This window comes from Streptomyces aurantiogriseus (genome assembly GCF_014649375.1).
GTDB lineage: Bacteria > Actinomycetota > Actinomycetes > Streptomycetales > Streptomycetaceae > Streptomyces > Streptomyces aurantiogriseus.
This window is the reverse complement of sequence record NZ_BMSX01000032.1, coordinates 1-16696: the sequence shown is the minus strand read 5'-3', so window position 1 is coordinate 16696 and position 16696 is coordinate 1. Positions and strand designations below refer to the sequence as shown.

Below are 16696 nucleotides of genomic sequence, written 5' to 3'. Positions count from 1 at the left end.
CCGTGACACCGGCCGGACCACGATCGACACGCGCCGTGTCACCCCGCAACCGCCGGAGGCATCACGCGCAGGCCGGCAGGGGCACCGGGTCCAGGGACCGTGCCGGGCGGATGCTGCCGACCGGTTCGCCGCCGCCGAGGAGGGGCTCGCCCGCGAACTCGGTGAGGAGGGCGGGGGCGACGCCGGTGCGGGCGAGGGCGGCTGCGGCGACCGGGACGCGGGCCCGGTTGGCGCCGTCGGCGATCTTGACGGCGATCGCGCGGCCGTCCGGGAGCGCGGCGACCTCGACGCCCTCGAAGCCGTCCTTGGCGAGCAGTCCGGGCACGGCCCGCATCAGGGCGGCGACGTCCCGGCCGGAGCCGGAGGCCATCTCGGCGTGGTCGCGCATGGCGTCCGCGACCCGGGCCTCCGGCGTGCCCGGGGCCGCCGTGGTGATGCGGGCCGTGGCACGGGCGAGGCCGTGCAGGGAGACCGAGAAGAGAGGGGCGCCGCACCCGTCGACGGTGACCTGTGCGATCCGCTGCCCGGTGAGGTCCTCGACGATCTCGGCGATCGCCTGCTGGAGCGGGTGCTCCGGGTCGAGGTAGCCGTCGAGGGACCAGCCGTTGAGCTTGCAGGTGTACAGCATCGCCGCGTGCTTGCCGGAGCAGTTCTGCGCGAGGCGGGAGGGCAGGCGGCCCTCCCTGACCCACGCGTCGCGTACGACCGGGTCGAACGGCAGGTCCGGCACGTTGCGCAGGTCGTCCTCGGTGACGCCGGCCAGCTCGAGGATCCGCCGGGTGCCGGCGAGGTGGCGTTCCTCGCCGGAGTGGCTGGCGGCGGCGAGCGAGAGCAGCTCGCCGTCGAGCGGCAGCCCGGCCCGCACCATGGCGGTGGCCTGGACGGGCTTGAGCGCCGAGCGCGGGTAGAAGGCGACCTCGATGTCACCGAGCTGGAAGTCGACCTCGCCGCCCGCGCCGAGCACGACGACGGAGCCGTAGTGGGTGCCCTCGATCACCCCGCCGCGGACGAGGTGGGCGACGGGTACGTGGAGGGGTTCGCGGATGGCGGGGGCTTCGGCGAGGGAACTGCTGTACATCACTGCCTGGATCACTGGTGGGTTGTCGTGGGCCGGCGCCGGGGTCACGCGTCGGCCTTGGATGTGGTGCGCGCGAGGCGGCCGCGGATGGCGTACCAGCCCGCGACGAGCGCTCCGACGATCAGCGGCAGGCACAGCACGGTGGTGCGTCCGGCGCCGCCGTCGGCGTACATGAGGACCAGGACGGAGGCGAGGAAGGCCAGCGTCACGAGTTCGGTCCAGGGGGAGCCCGGGAGCTGGTAGCCCGGGCGGCTCAGGTCGCCCTTCTGGGTCTTCTGCCAGAAGAGCAGGTGACAGATCATGATCATGCCCCAGGTCGCGAGGATGCCGATCGCCGCGAAGTTCAGGACGATCTCGAACGCCTCGGCGGGGACGACGAAGTTGAGGCCCACGCCGAGGACACACATACCGCTGGTGAGCAGAATGCCGCCGTACGGGACCTGGCTGCGGCTCATCTTCGCGGTGAACTGGGGGGCGGAGCCGTTCACCGCCATGGAGCGCAGGATGCGGCCGGTGGAGTACAGGCCGGAGTTGAGCGAGGACATCGCCGCGGTGAGGACGACGAGGTTCATGATCCCGCCCGCCGCCGGGACGCCGATGTTGGAGAGCACGGTGACGAAGGGGCTCTCCCCCGCCTTGTACGAGGACCACGGCAGCAGCATCGACAGCAGGACCACCGAGCCGACGTAGAACAGGCCCACGCGCCACATGATCGAGTTGATCGCCTTCGGCATGATCTTCTCGGGGTTCTCGGTCTCGCCGGCGGCGACACCGACCAGCTCGACGGAGGCGTAGGCGAAGACGACGCCCTGGACGATCAGCAGCATGGGCAGCAGGCCGTTGGGGAAGACGCCGCCGTTGTCGGTGATCAGGGACGGGCCGGGGGTGGTGCCGTCGACCTGGTGCTGGGTGACCAGCAGAAAGATGCCGATGCACATGAAGATCACGAGCGCGCCGACCTTGACGATGGCGAACCAGAACTCGAGTTCGCCGAAGATCTTCACCGAGATCAGGTTCACGGCGAGGACCACGGCCAGGGCGATGAGCGCGATCACCCACTGGGGTATGTCGGAGAACATGCCCCAGTAGTGGGTGTAGGTGGCGACCGCGGTGATGTCGGCGATGCCGGTGGTGGCCCAGTTGAGGAAGTACATCCAGCCCGCGGTGTAGGCGCCCTTCTCGCCCATGAACTCCCGTGCGTATGACACGAAGGCGCCGGAGGACGGGCGGTACAGGACGAGTTCGCCGAGGGCGCGCACGACGAGGAAGGCGAAGACTCCGCAGACCGCGTAGGCGATGAAGAGGGAGGGGCCGGCGTCGGCCAGGCGGCCGCCGGCGCCGAGGAAGAGGCCGGTGCCGATGGCCCCGCCGATGGCGATCATGTTGACGTGCCGGGACTTCAGGGACTTGCTGTAGCCCGCGTCTCCGGCGTCGACGTGACGGGACGAGGGGCGCGTCTCGTCTTTGAGGTGCTGCTCGCTCACGCCTCGGTTCCGCCTTCCAGGGGAGTGTCCGTGCGCGGGGAGCGCACGATGTCGGTGAGGGTCGTCTCGACGCGGTCGAGGTGGTGGCTCATGGCCTCCACGGCGTCGTGTTCGGAACCGTCGATCAGCGCCTCGACGATGGCCCGGTGCTCGCGGTTGGACTGCTCGCGCCGGCCGCCCAGCTCGTTGAGGAAGGCCGACTGACGCGCCAGTGCGTCACGGATCTCCTCGATGACCCGGCGGAAGACCGGGTTCTGGGCGGCCTCGGCGACGGCCAGGTGGAAGAGGGTGTCCATCGCGACCCACGCGGTGGTGTCCGTCTCCCGCTCCATCCGGTCCAGGAGGTGGGCCAGGTGGTCCAGGTTCTCCGGGGTGCGGCGCACGGCCGCGTACCCGGCGACCGGGATCTCGACGTGGCGGCGCACTTCCAGCAGGTCGCTGGCCGCGTAGTCGCCGAAGGTGGGGTCCTCGACGGCGTTCGCGATCACGAAGGTGCCCTTGCCGGTCTTGGCGACCGTCAGGCCCATGGTCTGCAGGGCGCGCAGGGCCTCCCGCAGGACGGGCCGGGAGACCTCGAGGGTGCGGCAGAGCTCCGCCTCGGAGGGGAGCTTGTCGCCGATGGCGTACTCGCCGCGTTCGATGGCACCGCGGAGGTGGGCGAGCACCGCTTCCATCGCGCTGACGCGACGGGGTGCCGGACCACCTGTCTGGCTGTCTGACAGGTTCACGGGAGAGATGTTCCGTGTGACGTGTGGGTGGTGTCAAGGGAGCTGAAAGGAAAAATACAGCGGGCGGGACGTCTGAAAGCAGACTTCCCGCCCGGTTCGGTGATCAGCTGTCGAGGACGCCGGCGCCTAGCAGCCCGAACAGCAGCAGGCCGACGACGATCCGGTAGACCACGAAGGCGTTGAAGGAGTGCTTGGCGACGAACTTCAGCAGCCAGGCGATGGAGGCGTAGGCGACCACGAAGGACACGACCGTGCCGACGACCAGGGGGGCCGCGCCCGCGCCCGTGCCGAGGGCGTCCTTTAGTTCGTAGAGGCCGGCGCCGGTCAGGGCCGGGATGCCGAGGAAGAAGGACAGGCGGGTGGCGGCGACGCGGTCCAGGTCGAGCATGAGCGCGGTGGACATGGTGGCGCCGGAGCGGGAGAAGCCGGGGAAGAGCAGCGCGAGGATCTGGGAGCTGCCGACCAGCATCGCGTCCTTGAACGAGGTGTCGTCCTCACCGCGCTTGTGCCGCCCGATCCGGTCCGCGGCCCACATCACCCCGCTGCCGGCGATCAGGGAGCCCGCGACCACCCAGAGGGAGGCCAGCGGCCCCTCGATGAGCGGTTTGGCGGCCAGGCCGACGGCGACGATCGGAATCGTCGCGCAGATCACCCACCAGGCGAACCGGTAGTCGTGGTGGTGGCGCTCGTCCTTGTTCCCGAGGCCACGGAACCAGGCGGAGACGATCCGCACGATGTCCTTGCGGAAGTACACGAGCACCGCGGCGATCGCCCCGACCTGGATGACGGCCGAGAACCCCACGACCGCGTCGTCGTCGACCGGGATGCCCATCAGGCCCTCGGTGATCTTCAGATGACCGGTGGAGGAGACGGGGAGGAACTCGGTCACTCCCTCGACGGCTCCGAGGACGACGGCCTGGCCGACGGAGATGGCGCTCATGGGATCCAGTTCTGCGGGTGGGTCGACGGTGCGGGGCACAGTCCTACCAGGCGCGGGTGCGGATCCGGCTCATCTACGGCCACACGGCCTCGCCGAGGGCGACCCCGGCGAACGCCGCCCCGAGCCCCGCCGCCACGCTCCCGACGACGTTGGCGAGGGCGTACAGCCCCGCGCCGGTCTCGGTCAGCCGGAGGGTCTCGTACGAGAAGGTCGAGTACGTGGTCAGGGCCCCGCAGAGGCCGGTCCCGAGGAACAACCGCAGGTCGGGGTCGACGGAGGCGGCTCCGGTCAGCACACCGAGGACGAGACAGCCGACGACGTTGACCACGAAGGTGCCCCAGGGGAGGACCGAGTCGTGCCGCGCCTGCACCGCACGGTCGGTGAGATAGCGCAGCGGGGCGCCGATCATGCCGCCGGCGACGATCACCACCCAGTTCACGACGACTTCTTACCTTCCATGTCCGGTACACCGGGATTGTCCGCCTCGAGTGTGCCGTACCTGCCGGTGAGCCTCACCCCGGCCACGACCTGTCGGGTCGCCGTGGCCGCCAGCCACACCGCCGTGAGGGCCGCGAGCGGCGTCGCGGCCAGGTAGGCGAGGGCCGTGCGCGGGTGACCCGTGTCGAACAGTTGCTGGAGGTCGACGGCGTAGGTCGAGAAGGTGGTGAAGCCGCCGAGGACGCCGGTGCCGAAGAAGGGGCGGACGAGGCGGTGGGGGGTCAGCGTCTCGGTGATCAGCACCAGGAACAGCCCGATGACCGCGCAGCCGACGACGTTGACCCAGAACGTCGTCCAGGGGAAACCGCCGGGCTGCGCGGACCACCACAGGGAGGCCGCGTAGCGGGCGGTGGCGCCGAGGCCGCCACCGAGGGCGACCACGGCGACCACCGGGAACTGCCCCACGCCACCGGGCCGCCTCCCGGGCTCCGGGAATGTCATGTCGTACGTCTCCTGCCTGGCCCTCCGTGACCCGCCGGGCGGGGCGTCACGGCTGGTCGACAGGGTAACGCCCGCTCATTTGCTCTCGGGTGCCTCGCAGACCGCGATGCCGCGTTCCCACAGGCTGCCCAGGACCAGCCGGCCGCGGGCCTCGCAGACGCTGGTGACCATGCGGAAGCCGGAGTGGCGGCGGGTGAGGCGGTGAAGGATGTGGCCCTCGTCGTCGACCGCGAGGACTCCGGTCGTGCCGGAGGGGCGGAAGGGCGCGTGCAGGGCGAGGCGGGCGGCGCGGCGGCGGACGGCGGGGGCGGCGCGGTGGAGGAGGTCGAGCGGAGGGACGCGGGGCCCGGCGAGCGCGACCCAGACCGGGCCGTCGGGGGCGCCGCGCCACAGGTTGTCCGGGTAGCCCGGCAGGTTCTCGACGAAGGGCTCGGCCTGTCCGGCCCTTTCTCCGGTCAGCCGGTAGCGGGTGAGACGGCGGGCGCCGGTCTCGGCGACGATCAGGAACGAGCCGTCGGCGCTCGGCGCGAGGCCGTTGGCGAACTGCAGCCCTTCCAGGAGGACTTCGGGCGCGCGGTCACCGGGGGCGAGCCGCAGCAGGCGTCCGGTGCCGGTGTGTTCGACGAGGTCACCGATCCAGTCCCGTAAGGGATGGACCCGGCTGGAGACGGTGAAGTAGATGGTGCCGTCGTCCAGGGCGACGACGTTGCTGCAGAACCGCAGCCGCTCCCCCGCCGCCGACTCGGCCAGGACGCGCACCCGGCCGTCGTCGGGGTCGAGCCGCAGCAGCCCGCCGTCGGCGTCGCACACCAACAGGTCGCCGTCCGGGAGGAGTTCGAGGCCGAGTGGGCGTCCGCCGATCTCGCCGACCCGCTCGACGCGGGCCGCCGGCGGGTCGTCCAGGCCGTCGATGCGCAGGATCCGCCCGTCCGACACCCCGGTCAGGACACGTCCGCGGGGGTCGGCGACGACGTCTTCGGGGCCGTGGTCGGGGAGCGTGATGTACCGGAGGGGGACAAGAGCCGTGCGACGGTCCATGGGGGGCTGCCCTTCCTGTCGGAGACAGCCATCTTTTCAAGCGGATATGTCGTCGATGTGTCATCCCCGTGGTCGTTTGCCACAGATTTCCGGAAAGTACCTCTCTGTCCCCTACCATCCCTTCTCGAACATCCGGGCCACCTCGGCGATGCGCATCTCGTCGCGCCGGTAGTAGGTACGGCGGCGGATCCGCTTGGCGCGCAGCAGACCGAGGTCGGCGAGCAGAGTGAGGTGGGTCTCCGCCACCCGTCGGCGCACACCCAGCTTCGTCGCCACGGCGTCCGCGGTGACGCCGTCCTCGACGGGATCACCGTGCCGCTGCGGCGGGAAGTGCCGGGCCGGCTCCTTCAGCCACTCCAGGATGGCCAGTCGCCGCTCGCTCACAGGAGTCCTCAGCATCGCCGCCCCCTCCGTCCCTTTCGTCGGGGCTCCCTCGTCCCGCGTCTTCCCACTGTTCCGCAGGGGAGGCCACCGTGTCCCGGACTCCGCCACCGTTGGCCGGGACCGAACACCCTTGCGCCACGGGGGAGTTCGGCGCGGCCGCCGGAACAAAGGGAAGGGGCCCGGCCGCGGGAAGGCGGCCGGGCCCCTCGGTCACGAGGTCACGGGGTCAGCGGTGACTGAACCACGCCATCGAGGACAGCGCCCGGTCGTCGTAACCGAACAGGGCCTGGTTCTCCCAGCCGTTGCCGGAGGAGGCGTCGGTCGGGTCCCAGCCGTTGCCGGTGACGGCGGTCCAGGTGGACTCCCAGTAGAAGACACCGAGACCGCGGCCGTTCGGGACGGCCTCGACGATGCTCGCCACGTCCTTCATCCACCGCGTCTGGCCGGTGGTCGAGGCCGGGTAGCCGGACACCAGCTCGCTCGAGAGGTCGATGATGTTCTCGTGCGAGTCCTCGCTGTCCAGCCGGAAGGGGTATGCCGTCTCGGCGACGAACACCGGCTTGGAGTAGCGGGAGGCCGCGTCGTCGAGGGTGGTCTGGAACTCGGCGAGCGTGCCGTGCCAGTAGCCGTAGTACGACAGACCGATGGCGTCGAACTTCACGCCGTTGGAGACCGCGCTGTCGAACCACCAGCGGGTGCCGGACAGATCACCGCCCTTGGCGAGGTGCAGCGCCACGGTCGTACCGGAGTTGACCGCCTTGACGGCGTCGTAGCCGGAGTTGAGCAGTCCGGCGAGCTGCGACCAGTTGGAGGTGGAGCCCGTCGGCCACAGCATGCCGCCGTTGGTCTCGTTGCCGACCTGCACCATGTCGGCGGTGGTGCCCTGTGCCTTGAGGGCGTTGAGCACGTCGTAGGTGTGGTTGTAGACGTCCGTCTTCAGCTGGCTGTACGAGTGCCCGGACCAGGTCGACGGCACGCTCTGCGCGCCCGGGTCGGCCCATATGTCCGAGTAGTGGAAGTCGACCAGCAGCTTCATGCCCTGCGCCTTGATGCGCTTGGCCGCCGCCAGCACACGCGTCTTGTTGTTGTAGCCGTCGGCGGGGTTCACCCAGACCTTCAGCCGCGCGTAGTTCTGCCCGGCGTTCTTGAGGACGGCGAGCGCGTCCTGGGTCGTGCCGGAGCTGTTCTTGTAGACGCCGCCCTTGGCCTCGCTCTTGATGAGGGAGGAGACGTCGGAGCCCTTGATGGACAGGCCCGTCGAGCCCGAGGTGAAGGTCAGGTCGTCGACGTTGATCCAGTTCCCGGCGTTCGCGTCGGAGTTGATGCTGATGGTGCACTGGTTGTTCGTCACCGCGACGGAGGTGACGATCCGGATCCAGCCGCTCGAGGAGACCGGGATGTCGGTGCGCTGCTCGGCGCTGCCGCAGTTCTTCAGCGCGAGGTACGCGGAGTTCTGGCCGCCGCCGGAGCGCACCCAGGCGGTGAGCTTGTAGGTGCCGTTGGTCAGCCCGGAGAGGTACTGGTACGTCTCGACCTTGTAGGCGGAGGACGACCAGTGGGTGAGGCGGTGACTGCCGCCGTGGCCACCGGACTCGGTGAAGGAGGCGGAGTTCTGCCCGGCCGCCGAGTACGTCGACCAGCCGGCCGGGGTGGCGGTGCCGGTGCCGTCGCTCTCGAAGCCGCCGTTGGTGAGCGTGGAGGCCGCCTGGGCGGTCTGCGCGGGCAGGGCGGTGAGGGCGAGCCCCGCGGTGAGCGGGAGCAGCAGGGCTCTCAGGGTGCGTCTGGGATGGAACATCGTCGTCCGTCGTCCCTTCGACGTGATGGGGGTGGGGTTCCCTCGGCGTGAGGGCCCGGGAGGGGCCCGTGAGGGGCCCCCTCCGCCCGCGGCTCGCGGCTCCACGGGCGGAGGGGGAGTCGGCTCAGCCGTCGAGGCGCACGACCCGGACGGCTCCCGCCGGGACCGCGAGGCGGCCGGCGGCGCGTTCGCCCGTCAGCAGCTCGGTGCCGGGCGTGTCCAGCGGCACCTTGGTGTCGGTGCCGGTGTGGTTGATCGCGAACAGGTAGCTGCCCGTCTCCCCGCTGCGGCGTACGACCTCGACGTCACGCGGCAGGTCGGCGCGCGGGGCCAGCCGCGCGTCCTCGGCGGCCCAGCCGAGCAGGGCGTCCAGGCCCTCGTGGCCGAGGCGGGTGGAGACGTACCAGGCGGTGCCCTCGCCGAGGCGGTGCCGGGTGACGGCGGGGTGGCCGGCGGTGAGGCCGTCGGCGTAGGTCCAGACGGTGTCGGCGCCGCGCGGCACCACGAACTCGGTCCACACGTCCCCGCCGAGCTCGGACCCGTCCGGGCCGGTGATGCGGACGCTCTCGCCCGGGAGCAGCGGGGAGAACTCCTCGACGGTCAGGCCGAGGACGTCGCGCAGCGCGCCCGGGTAGGCGCCCTCGTGGACGGCGTCGTGCTCGTCGACGATGCCGGAGAAGAACGACACGACGAGGGTGCCGCCGTTCTCGACGTACTCCTTGAGGTTGTTCCCGGCCGCCTCCGTCATCAGGTACAGGGCGGGGACCACGACCAGGGGGTACTTGGCGAGGTCGGCCTCGGGGTGGGCGAAGTCGACGGTGAGGTGGCGGTCGTAGAGGGCCTCGTAGAAGGCATCGGCGCGCTCACGTGGGTCGTGGTCCTCGCTGGGGCGCCAGGCGAGGTTCTGCGCCCACCAGGAGTGCCAGTCCCACAGGACGGCCACGTCGGCCTCGGTGCGGGTGCCCCGGATGGTGCTGAGGGAGTCGAGGGAGGCGCCGAGTTCGACGACCTCGCGCCACACGCGCGTGTCGGTGCCGCCGTGCGGAACCATCGCCGAGTGGAACTTCTCGGCGCCGCGCCTCGACTGCCGCCACTGGAAGAACATGGCGCCCTCGGAGCCGCGCGCCACGTGGCCGAGGGAGTTGCGGGCCATCTGCCCGGGTGCCTTGGCGGGGTTGCGGGGCTGCCAGTTGACGCCCGAGGTGGAGTGCTCCAGGAGGACCCAGGGGGCGCCGCCCGCGACGGAGCGGGTGAGGTCGGCGGCCATCGCGAGGTTGACGTGGGTGCGGCGGCCGTCGGTGATCAGGTAGTGGTCGTTGGTGACGAGGTCGACCTCGCGGCCCCAGGCCCAGTAGTCGACGGAGTCGCACTGGCTGAGGGCCGTCATGAAGTTGGTGGTCACCGGGACGCCGGGTGAGAGGCGGTGCAGGATGTCCCGCTCCGCACAGAAGTTCTCGCGCATGGTGGCGTCGGCGAATCGCTTGTAGTCCAGCGCCTGGCCGGGGTTGCCGACGGTCGGGCTGGTGCGCGGCGGGTTGATGTCCTCGAAGCTCGCGTAGCGCTGGCCCCAGAAGGCGGTGCCCCAGGCCTCGTTGACGGCGCCGACCGTGCCGTACGTCGTCTCCAGCCAGCGGCGGAAGTGGGCGGCGCAGGAGTCGCAGTAGCAGGCGGAGACGGGGACGCCGTACTCGTTGTGCACATGCCACATCGTGAGCGCGGGGTGGTCACCGTAGCGCTCGGCGAGCTGGGTGGTGATGCCGGCCGCCGCCGCGCGGTAGTCGGCGTTGCTGTGGCAGATCGCGGCACGGGAGCCGAACTCGTGGCGCACGCCGTCGGCGGTGACGGGCAGCGCCTCGGGGTGCTCGCGGTAGAACCAGACGGGCGGGCAGACGGTGGGCGTACCCAGGTCGACGCGGATGCCGTTCTCGTGCAGCAGGTCGATGACCCGGTCGAGCCAGCCGAAGTCGTACACCCCGGGCGAGGGCTCCAGAAGGGCCCAGGAGAAGATTCCGACACTCACCATGGTGACGCCGGCCTCCCGCATCAGCCGGACGTCCTCGTGCCAGACACTTTCCGGCCACTGCTCGGGGTTGTAGTCCCCACCGAAGGCGAGCCTGGTGAGGCCCCTGGGGGTGGTCTCCGGCATGGATCTCTCCCGTTTGGTCGATCATTTGGGAACGTGCACACACGTGATCGGCGGTGCGATCCCAACATAACCGCACAGCAACAACCATTGACAAGTGTCCGGGATGTTTCTCTACTGTGAACGCTCACAGACAGCATGACAGGGCCTCGCGACGGGCGGGGACCCCGGTCGTGTGATCGCATGGCAGGTTCTCGCAGCAGGCGGGAACCCAGGTCAGGGGAGAAATCCATGCCCAACGCGAAGCGCCGTCGGCTCTCGAGAGTCACAGCCACCGTTGTCGCCGTCACGCTCGGCGGCACCGCCCTCGCCGCTTGTGGCTCGTCCGACGAGGACAGCGAGGCCCAGTCGGGGCCGGTCTCGCTCACGTACTGGACCTGGACGCCCGGCATGGACAAGGTCGTGGACCTGTGGAACAAGGGGCCGGGGAAGAAGGACCAGATCACGGTCACGGTGAAGAAGCAGGCGTCCGGCGACACGCTGGTCACCAAGATCCTCACCGCGCACAAGGCGGGCAAGGCCCCGGACCTGGTGCAGGCCGAGTACCAGGCGCTGCCGACGCTGGTCAGCAATGACGCGCTCGCGGACATAGCGAAGAACGTCGGCGACGCGAAGAGCAAGTTCGCCGACGGCGTCTGGCAGCAGACGACACTGGGCACGGACGCGGTCTACGCGGTGCCGCAGGACATCGGCCCGATGATGTTCTACTACCGCGAGGACCTCTTCAAGAAGTACGGCCTGACGGTGCCGGCGACCTGGGAGCAGTTCGCTCAGACAGCCCGCGCGCTGAAGAAGAAGGCCCCCGACCTGGACCTCACCACCTTCTCCGCCAACGACTCCGGTCTCTTCGCGGGCCTCGCCCAGCAGGCCGGCGCCAAGTGGTGGACGACCTCCGGCGACAAGTGGCAGGTCGGCATCAACGACGCGGCCACCAAGAAGGTCGCCGAGTTCTGGGGCGGCCTCGTCAAGGAGGGCGCCATCGACAACCAGCCGATGTACACCCCGGCCTGGAACAAGGCGCTCAACACAGGCAAGCAGATCGCCTGGGTCTCCGCCGTGTGGGCGCCGGGCACCCTGACCACCGCCGCGCCCGACACCGAGGGCAAGTGGGCCATGGCCCCGCTCCCCCAGTGGTCGCAGAGCGACAACGTCACCGGCAGCTGGGGCGGCTCCTCCACCGCTGTCACCACGGACTCCAAGCACAAGGAAGCCGCCGCCAAGTTCGCCGCCTGGCTGAACACCGACGGTGACGCCCTCAACGCGCTGGCCAAGGAGGGCGGCATCTACCCGGCCTCCTCCTCCGCCCAGCTCAGCGGCGCCTTCACCGCCCCGCCGGCCTTCTTCTCGAACCAGCCGGACTTCTACAACGAGGCCGCCGACATCGCGAAGACCACGGCTCCCTCCGCCTGGGGCCCGAACGTGAACGTCGCGTACACGACCTTCAAGGACGCGTTCGGCGCCGCCGCGAAGAACAAGTCGGACTTCACCGTCGCCCTGGACGAGATGCAGGCGGACACGGTCGCCGACATGAAGAAGCAGGGCTTCGAGGTCTCGGAGTGAAAACCGCAGCACGCCGGAAGTCGTACGGGGTCAAGGGGGCCCCGTACGCCCTCCCGTCTCCCACCACCACCCTCAAACGAGCGCGAAGCGCCCCCTACTTCTTCCTTGTTCCCGCCACGATCCTCTTCGCCCTGTTCTTCGCGCTGCCCATCGGGTACGCGGTCTGGCTCAGCTTCCACAAGGTGAAGGTCTCCGGGCTCGGCCTGGGCGCCGGCGCCCGCAAGGAGGTCTGGGCCGGCCTGGAGAACTACACCGCCGCCATCACCGACAGCGAGCTGCTGGACAGCGCGCTGCGCGTGCTGGGCTACGGCTGCATCGTCGTCCCGGTGATGCTGGGCCTCGCCCTGCTGTTCGCGCTGATGCTCGACGCCGAGAAGGTGCGGCTCGCCCCGTTCGCCCGGCTCGCGATCTTCCTGCCGTACGCCATCCCGGGTGTCGTGGCGGCGCTGCTGTGGGGCTTCCTGTACCTGCCTGACGTCAGCCCCTTCTACTTCGTGCTCGACAAGCTGGGCCTGCCGCAGCCGGACCTGCTGGACGGCGGTCCGCTCTACCTCGCCCTGTCGAACATCGCGATCTGGGGCGGCACCGGCTTCAACATGATCGTCATCTACACCTCGCTGCAGGCCATCCCGGCCGAGGTGTACGAGGCGGCGAAGCTGGACGGCGCGACCCCGCTGCAGATCGCCCTGAAGATCAAGATCCCGATGGTGGCGCCCTCGCTGGTGCTGACCTTCTTCTTCTCGATCATCGCCACGCTCCAGGTGTTCAGCGAGCCGACCACCCTGAAGCCGCTCACCAACTCCGTGTCCACGACCTGGAGTCCGCTGATGAAGGTGTACCGGGACGCGTTCGGCACGGGTGACATCTACGCGGCGGCCGCCCAGGCCGTGATCATCGCGTTCGTCACCCTGCTGCTGTCCTTCGGGTTCCTGCGGGCCACGAACCGTCGCAACAAGCAGGAGGCAGCAGGATGAGTTCTCTTGCCGTTCAGAAGGTCCCCTCGGCGGCCGGCGCCACCGGCGCAGCCCAGAACCGCCCGCCGCTGCGCAGCCGCATCGCGCTCGTTCCGACGATCACGCTGCTGCTCGGCGCGGTCTACTGCCTGCTGCCGGTGGCGTGGGTGGTGATCGCGTCCACCAAGTCCGGCCGCGAGCTGTTCTCCACGTTCACCTTCCTGCCGGGCACCGGCTTCGCCGACAACATCAGCGACCTCAACGCGTACCGCGACGGCGTCTACTGGAAGTGGATGAGCAACTCCGCCTTCTACGCCGGCCTCGGCGCCCTGCTGTCGACGTGCGTGTCCGCGTTCAGCGGCTACGCGCTGGCGACGTACCGCTTCCGCGGCCGCGAGACGATCTTCAACGTCCTGCTCGCGGGCGTGCTGATGCCGCCGATCATCCTCGCCGTCCCGCAGTACCTGCTGCTGGCGAAGGCGGACCTCACGGACTCCTACTGGTCCGTGCTGCTGCCGCAGGTCCTCTCCCCGTACGGCGTCTACCTCTCGCGCATCTACGCGGCCGCGGCCGTCCCCGGTGACGTGGTGGAGGCCGGCCGGATGGACGGGGCGAGCGAGTGGCGGATCTTCACCCGCATCGCGCTGCCGATGATGGTCCCCGGGCTGGTGACGGTGTTCCTGTTCCAGTTCGTGGCCGTGTGGAACAACTTCCTGCTGCCGTACATCATGCTCAGCGACGACGAGAAGTTCCCGATCACGCTCGGCCTGCACACGCTTCTGGAGCAGGGCGCCAACACCCCGGCGCTGTACACGCTGGTGATCACCGGCGCGTTCCTCGCGGTGATCCCACTGGTGGCGCTGTTCCTGGTCATTCAGCGGTTCTGGAGTCTGGATCTGCTGTCCGGAGCCGTAAAGTCATGACCATGAGCAATGGTGGTGCGGGGGGCCGGCGCAAACCGCCGACGATCCACGACGTGGCGCGCGAGGCAGGGGTCTCACGAGGCACCGTCTCGCGCGTGCTCAACGGCGGCCACTACGTCAGCCCCGCCGCCCAGGAGGCGGTCAACGCCGCGATCCGCAAGACGGGTTACGTCGTCAACCGGCACGCCCGTTCGCTCATCACCGGGCGTTCGGACTCGATCGGCTTCCTGCTCACCGAACCGCAGGAGAAGCTCTTCGAGGACCCCAACTTCAACGTCCTGTTGCGATGTTGCACCCAGGCGCTGGCCGCGCACGACATCCCGCTGCTCCTGATGCTGGCCGGCACGGAGGACGAGCGGCGCCGGATAACGCGCTACATCACGGCGGGCCACGTCGACGGTGTGCTGCTGGTGTCCAGCCACTCCGCTGATCCGGTCGCCGAGGAACTGCGCGAGGCCGGGGTGCCCCTGGTCCAGTGCGGCAAGCCCATGGGACTCGGCTCCAAGGTGAGTTACGTGGCCGCGGACGACCGGGACGGCGCCCGTGACATGGTGCGCCATCTGCTGTCGCTGGGCCGCCGCCGTATCGGTGTCGTGACCGGTCCACTGGACTCCCCGGGCGGTGTCGACCGCCTCGCCGGTTACAAGGAGGTCCTCACCGAGGCGGGCGTCGAGATCGACGAGCGGCTCATCGTCTCCGGCGACTACAGCCGGGCCAGCGGCGAGGCGGGCGCCGAGCGGCTGCTGTCCCAGGCCCCGGACATGGACGCGGTGTTCGTCGCCTCCGACCTGATGGCACAGGGCGCCCTGACGGCGCTGCGCCGGGCCGGCCGCCGGGTCCCCGAGGACGTGTCCGTCGGCGGCTTCGACGACTCCAGCGCGGCGACGGAGTCCACCCCCGCCCTCACCACCATCCGCCAGCCCTACGACCGCATCAGCAACGAGATGGTCCGGGTCCTGCTGGCCCAGATCGGCGGCGAGGACCCGGCGGCGGTGATCCTGCCGACGGAACTCGTGCGGCGCGAGTCGACCTGACGGCTCAGGACCGGCTCGTGGCGGACGCCACGAACATCGGAACGGCCACGAACAATCTGTCCTTCGCCGCGCGAGCGCGCTGACCGGCGACCCAGCCGGCGGCGCGCTCGCGCGTCACCGCGCCCGCGGCGCACACCGCCTCGGCGAGGCCGGCCAGGAAGGGCAGTGCCGCCGGGCCGGTGAGGACGGTCGTACGGACGTCGACGGTCACGTCCCGGAATCCCGCCTCCAGGAGCAGGGTGCGGTGGGCGCGGGCCGCCCGGGGAGCGGTGACCAGATCGGCGCGGGCATGCACCAGGGTGCGGGTCAGAGCGGGGTCGTCGGAGTCGACGACCACGGTGTCCCAGTCCTGGCCCACCAGCACGGCGCGTCCCCCCGGGGCGAGCACGCGGCGCGCCTCCGCCAACGCCCGCTCGGGCTCGGCGAGCTCATGGAACACCTTGTCCGCGCGGTAGGCCTGCGTGGAGTGGTCCGGCAACGGGAGGGCGCAGGCGTCGGCGACCCGGAAGTCGGCGTGCGGCCATCGGGCACGGGCGATCGCGATCATGCGCTCGTCGGCATCGACTCCCACGGCGGCGACGCCCCGGCCGGTCAGCTCGGCGACGGCCCGCCCGGCACCGCAGCCGACGTCCACGACCGAACCGGCCGGGACCATCAAGTCGTAGGAGTACGCGCGCAGTTCGCCGGCTCCGGGCAACCGGTCCGCGGCGTCGAGGCGGGCGATCAGGGCGTCGGTGTGGGGCTGTTCCTTGGTCATGGCTGTCAGGCTGCGACTTAATGTCGACATGAGGTCAAGCGAGCAGAGCGAGACGCTGGGAATCGGCGCGCTCGCGGAGCGGTTCGGGCTGGCTCCGCATGTGCTGCGGCACTGGGAGTCGGTGGGTCTGCTGGCCCCGGAGCGCGACGCGGCCGGTCGCCGACGCTACGGGGCCGCCGACGTGGTCCGCGTCGCGGTGGTGCTGCGCGGCAAGGAGGCGGGGCTGTCCCTGGAGGCGATCCGCACCCTGACCGCGGGAAGCCCCGGGGTGCGTCGTGCGGTGCTGCGGCGGGAGGCCGAGACGCTGCGGGCCCGGATCGCCGCGGCGCAGGCGTCTCTCGACCTGGTCGAGTGTGCTCTGGGCTGCGCGCAGGAGGACCTGGCCGCGTGCCCGCACTTCCGGCCCGTGCTCGGCAACCGGTCAGGATCGAAGAAGCGGTCCGTGCCTCCCCCGGCCTAGCGTGAGAACCACCGAACGGCATCTCACCGAGGAGGACGCGATGACCACCGGACTGCAGACGATCATCTACCCCGTCAAGGACCTCGACGGGGCGAAGGCCCTGTTCAGCGCGTTGCTGGCGGTGGAGCCGTACGCCGACGAGCCCTACTACGTCGGCTTCAGGGCCGCAGGCCAGGACGTGGGGCTCGACCCGAACGGGCACGCCAAGGGCATGACCGGGCCGGTCCCGTACTGGCACGTGGACGACATCCGGGCGCGGCTGGCGGCTCTGCTGGAAGCCGGGGCGGAGGTGCTGCAGGACGTGCAGGACGTCGGCGGCGGCAGGCTGATCGCCTTCGTGAAGGACACGGACGGGAACCTGGTGGGGCTGCTCCAGGATCCGGCGGCTTCCTGAGATCCCTCCGGGTTCCTTGCACCCGCACTAGTAGGGCTTGGTCAGGTTCGCATTGGGGTGGGTATGTCGCGGTGGCAGGTGGGGCA

17 protein-coding genes are annotated in these 16696 nt (G+C 70.3%); 6 read left to right on the top strand and 11 right to left on the bottom strand.

All coding sequences use genetic code 11. From position 1 onward, the window contains the following. Window positions 1–61 precede the first annotated feature (61 nt). The 10 genes from IE263_RS42345 to IE263_RS42300 form a co-directional block, all read right to left on the bottom strand. Window positions 62–1078 carry an asparaginase gene (locus IE263_RS42345; RefSeq protein WP_189943455.1) on the bottom strand — a complete coding sequence of 339 codons (1017 nt, stop codon included), beginning with the start codon at window positions 1076–1078 and terminating at the stop codon, window positions 62–64. A gap of 44 nt (window positions 1079–1122) precedes the next feature. Beyond that, on the bottom strand, window positions 1123–2562 hold the full coding sequence (locus IE263_RS42340) for an amino acid permease (protein ID WP_189943454.1): 1440 nt from the start codon (window positions 2560–2562) through the stop codon (window positions 1123–1125). After that, window positions 2559–3236 (bottom strand): FadR/GntR family transcriptional regulator, encoded by a 678-nt coding sequence (locus IE263_RS42335; protein ID WP_189943514.1) that lies wholly within the window; start codon window positions 3234–3236, stop codon window positions 2559–2561. Before IE263_RS42335 ends, IE263_RS42340 begins: the two co-directional genes overlap by 4 nt. Window positions 3237–3393: 157 nt before the next feature. Then, the gene (locus IE263_RS42330) at window positions 3394–4230 is read right to left on the bottom strand and encodes an undecaprenyl-diphosphate phosphatase (RefSeq protein ID WP_189943453.1); all 837 of its coding nucleotides are present in this window, start codon (window positions 4228–4230) and stop codon (window positions 3394–3396) included. A 73-nt stretch (window positions 4231–4303) separates the two neighbouring features. Beyond that, complete coding sequence (gene crcB / locus IE263_RS42325; RefSeq protein WP_189943452.1) at window positions 4304–4669, bottom strand: fluoride efflux transporter CrcB; 366 nt, start codon at window positions 4667–4669, stop codon at window positions 4304–4306. Further along, window positions 4666–5169 carry a fluoride efflux transporter CrcB gene (gene crcB / locus IE263_RS42320; protein WP_189943451.1) on the bottom strand — a complete coding sequence of 168 codons (504 nt, stop codon included), beginning with the start codon at window positions 5167–5169 and terminating at the stop codon, window positions 4666–4668. Before crcB (IE263_RS42320) ends, crcB (IE263_RS42325) begins: the two co-directional genes overlap by 4 nt. A 75-nt stretch (window positions 5170–5244) precedes the next feature. After that, window positions 5245–6207, bottom strand: a complete 963-nt coding sequence (locus IE263_RS42315) for an SMP-30/gluconolactonase/LRE family protein (RefSeq protein WP_189943450.1) — start codon at window positions 6205–6207, stop codon at window positions 5245–5247. A 111-nt stretch (window positions 6208–6318) separates the two neighbouring features. After that, a complete protein-coding gene (locus IE263_RS42310) occupies window positions 6319–6606 on the bottom strand; it encodes an ArsR family transcriptional regulator (protein WP_189943449.1) in 288 nt (95 codons plus the stop codon). Window positions 6607–6817: 211 nt separating this feature from the next. Further along, on the bottom strand, window positions 6818–8386 hold the full coding sequence (locus IE263_RS42305; protein WP_189943448.1) for a glycoside hydrolase family 53 protein: 1569 nt from the start codon (window positions 8384–8386) through the stop codon (window positions 6818–6820). A gap of 124 nt (window positions 8387–8510) precedes the next feature. Beyond that, window positions 8511–10532 carry a beta-galactosidase gene (locus tag IE263_RS42300; RefSeq protein WP_189943447.1) on the bottom strand — a complete coding sequence of 674 codons (2022 nt, stop codon included), beginning with the start codon at window positions 10530–10532 and terminating at the stop codon, window positions 8511–8513. A 228-nt stretch (window positions 10533–10760) separates the two neighbouring features. Between IE263_RS42300 and IE263_RS42295 the strand changes: the two genes are divergently transcribed. From IE263_RS42295 to IE263_RS42280, 4 genes are read left to right on the top strand one after another with little or no spacing between them, the layout of a single operon-like run. Then, window positions 10761–12089: an ABC transporter substrate-binding protein gene (locus IE263_RS42295; protein WP_189943446.1), complete on the top strand. Its 1329-nt coding sequence runs from the start codon at window positions 10761–10763 to the stop codon at window positions 12087–12089. Beyond that, the gene (locus IE263_RS42290; protein ID WP_189943445.1) at window positions 12086–13063 is read left to right on the top strand and encodes a carbohydrate ABC transporter permease; all 978 of its coding nucleotides are present in this window, start codon (window positions 12086–12088) and stop codon (window positions 13061–13063) included. The genes IE263_RS42295 and IE263_RS42290 overlap by 4 nt, the downstream gene beginning before the upstream one ends. Further along, window positions 13060–13965 (top strand): carbohydrate ABC transporter permease, encoded by a 906-nt coding sequence (locus IE263_RS42285; RefSeq protein ID WP_189943444.1) that lies wholly within the window; start codon window positions 13060–13062, stop codon window positions 13963–13965. The genes IE263_RS42290 and IE263_RS42285 overlap by 4 nt, the downstream gene beginning before the upstream one ends. Next, entirely contained in the window at window positions 13962–14999 is a 1038-nt protein-coding gene (locus IE263_RS42280) for a LacI family DNA-binding transcriptional regulator (protein ID WP_189943443.1), read from the top strand. Before IE263_RS42285 ends, IE263_RS42280 begins: the two co-directional genes overlap by 4 nt. 4 nt (window positions 15000–15003) lie before the next feature. Here the strand turns inward: IE263_RS42280 and IE263_RS42275 are convergent, their stop codons facing one another. Further along, window positions 15004–15756 carry a methyltransferase domain-containing protein gene (locus IE263_RS42275; protein WP_189943442.1) on the bottom strand — a complete coding sequence of 251 codons (753 nt, stop codon included), beginning with the start codon at window positions 15754–15756 and terminating at the stop codon, window positions 15004–15006. A 28-nt stretch (window positions 15757–15784) separates the two neighbouring features. Between IE263_RS42275 and IE263_RS42270 the strand changes: the two genes are divergently transcribed. Then, window positions 15785–16216, top strand: a complete 432-nt coding sequence (locus IE263_RS42270) for a helix-turn-helix domain-containing protein (protein WP_189943441.1) — start codon at window positions 15785–15787, stop codon at window positions 16214–16216. A 40-nt stretch (window positions 16217–16256) separates the two neighbouring features. Then, on the top strand, window positions 16257–16610 hold the full coding sequence (locus IE263_RS42265; protein ID WP_189943440.1) for a VOC family protein: 354 nt from the start codon (window positions 16257–16259) through the stop codon (window positions 16608–16610). The last annotated feature ends 86 nt before the right edge of the window (window positions 16611–16696 follow it).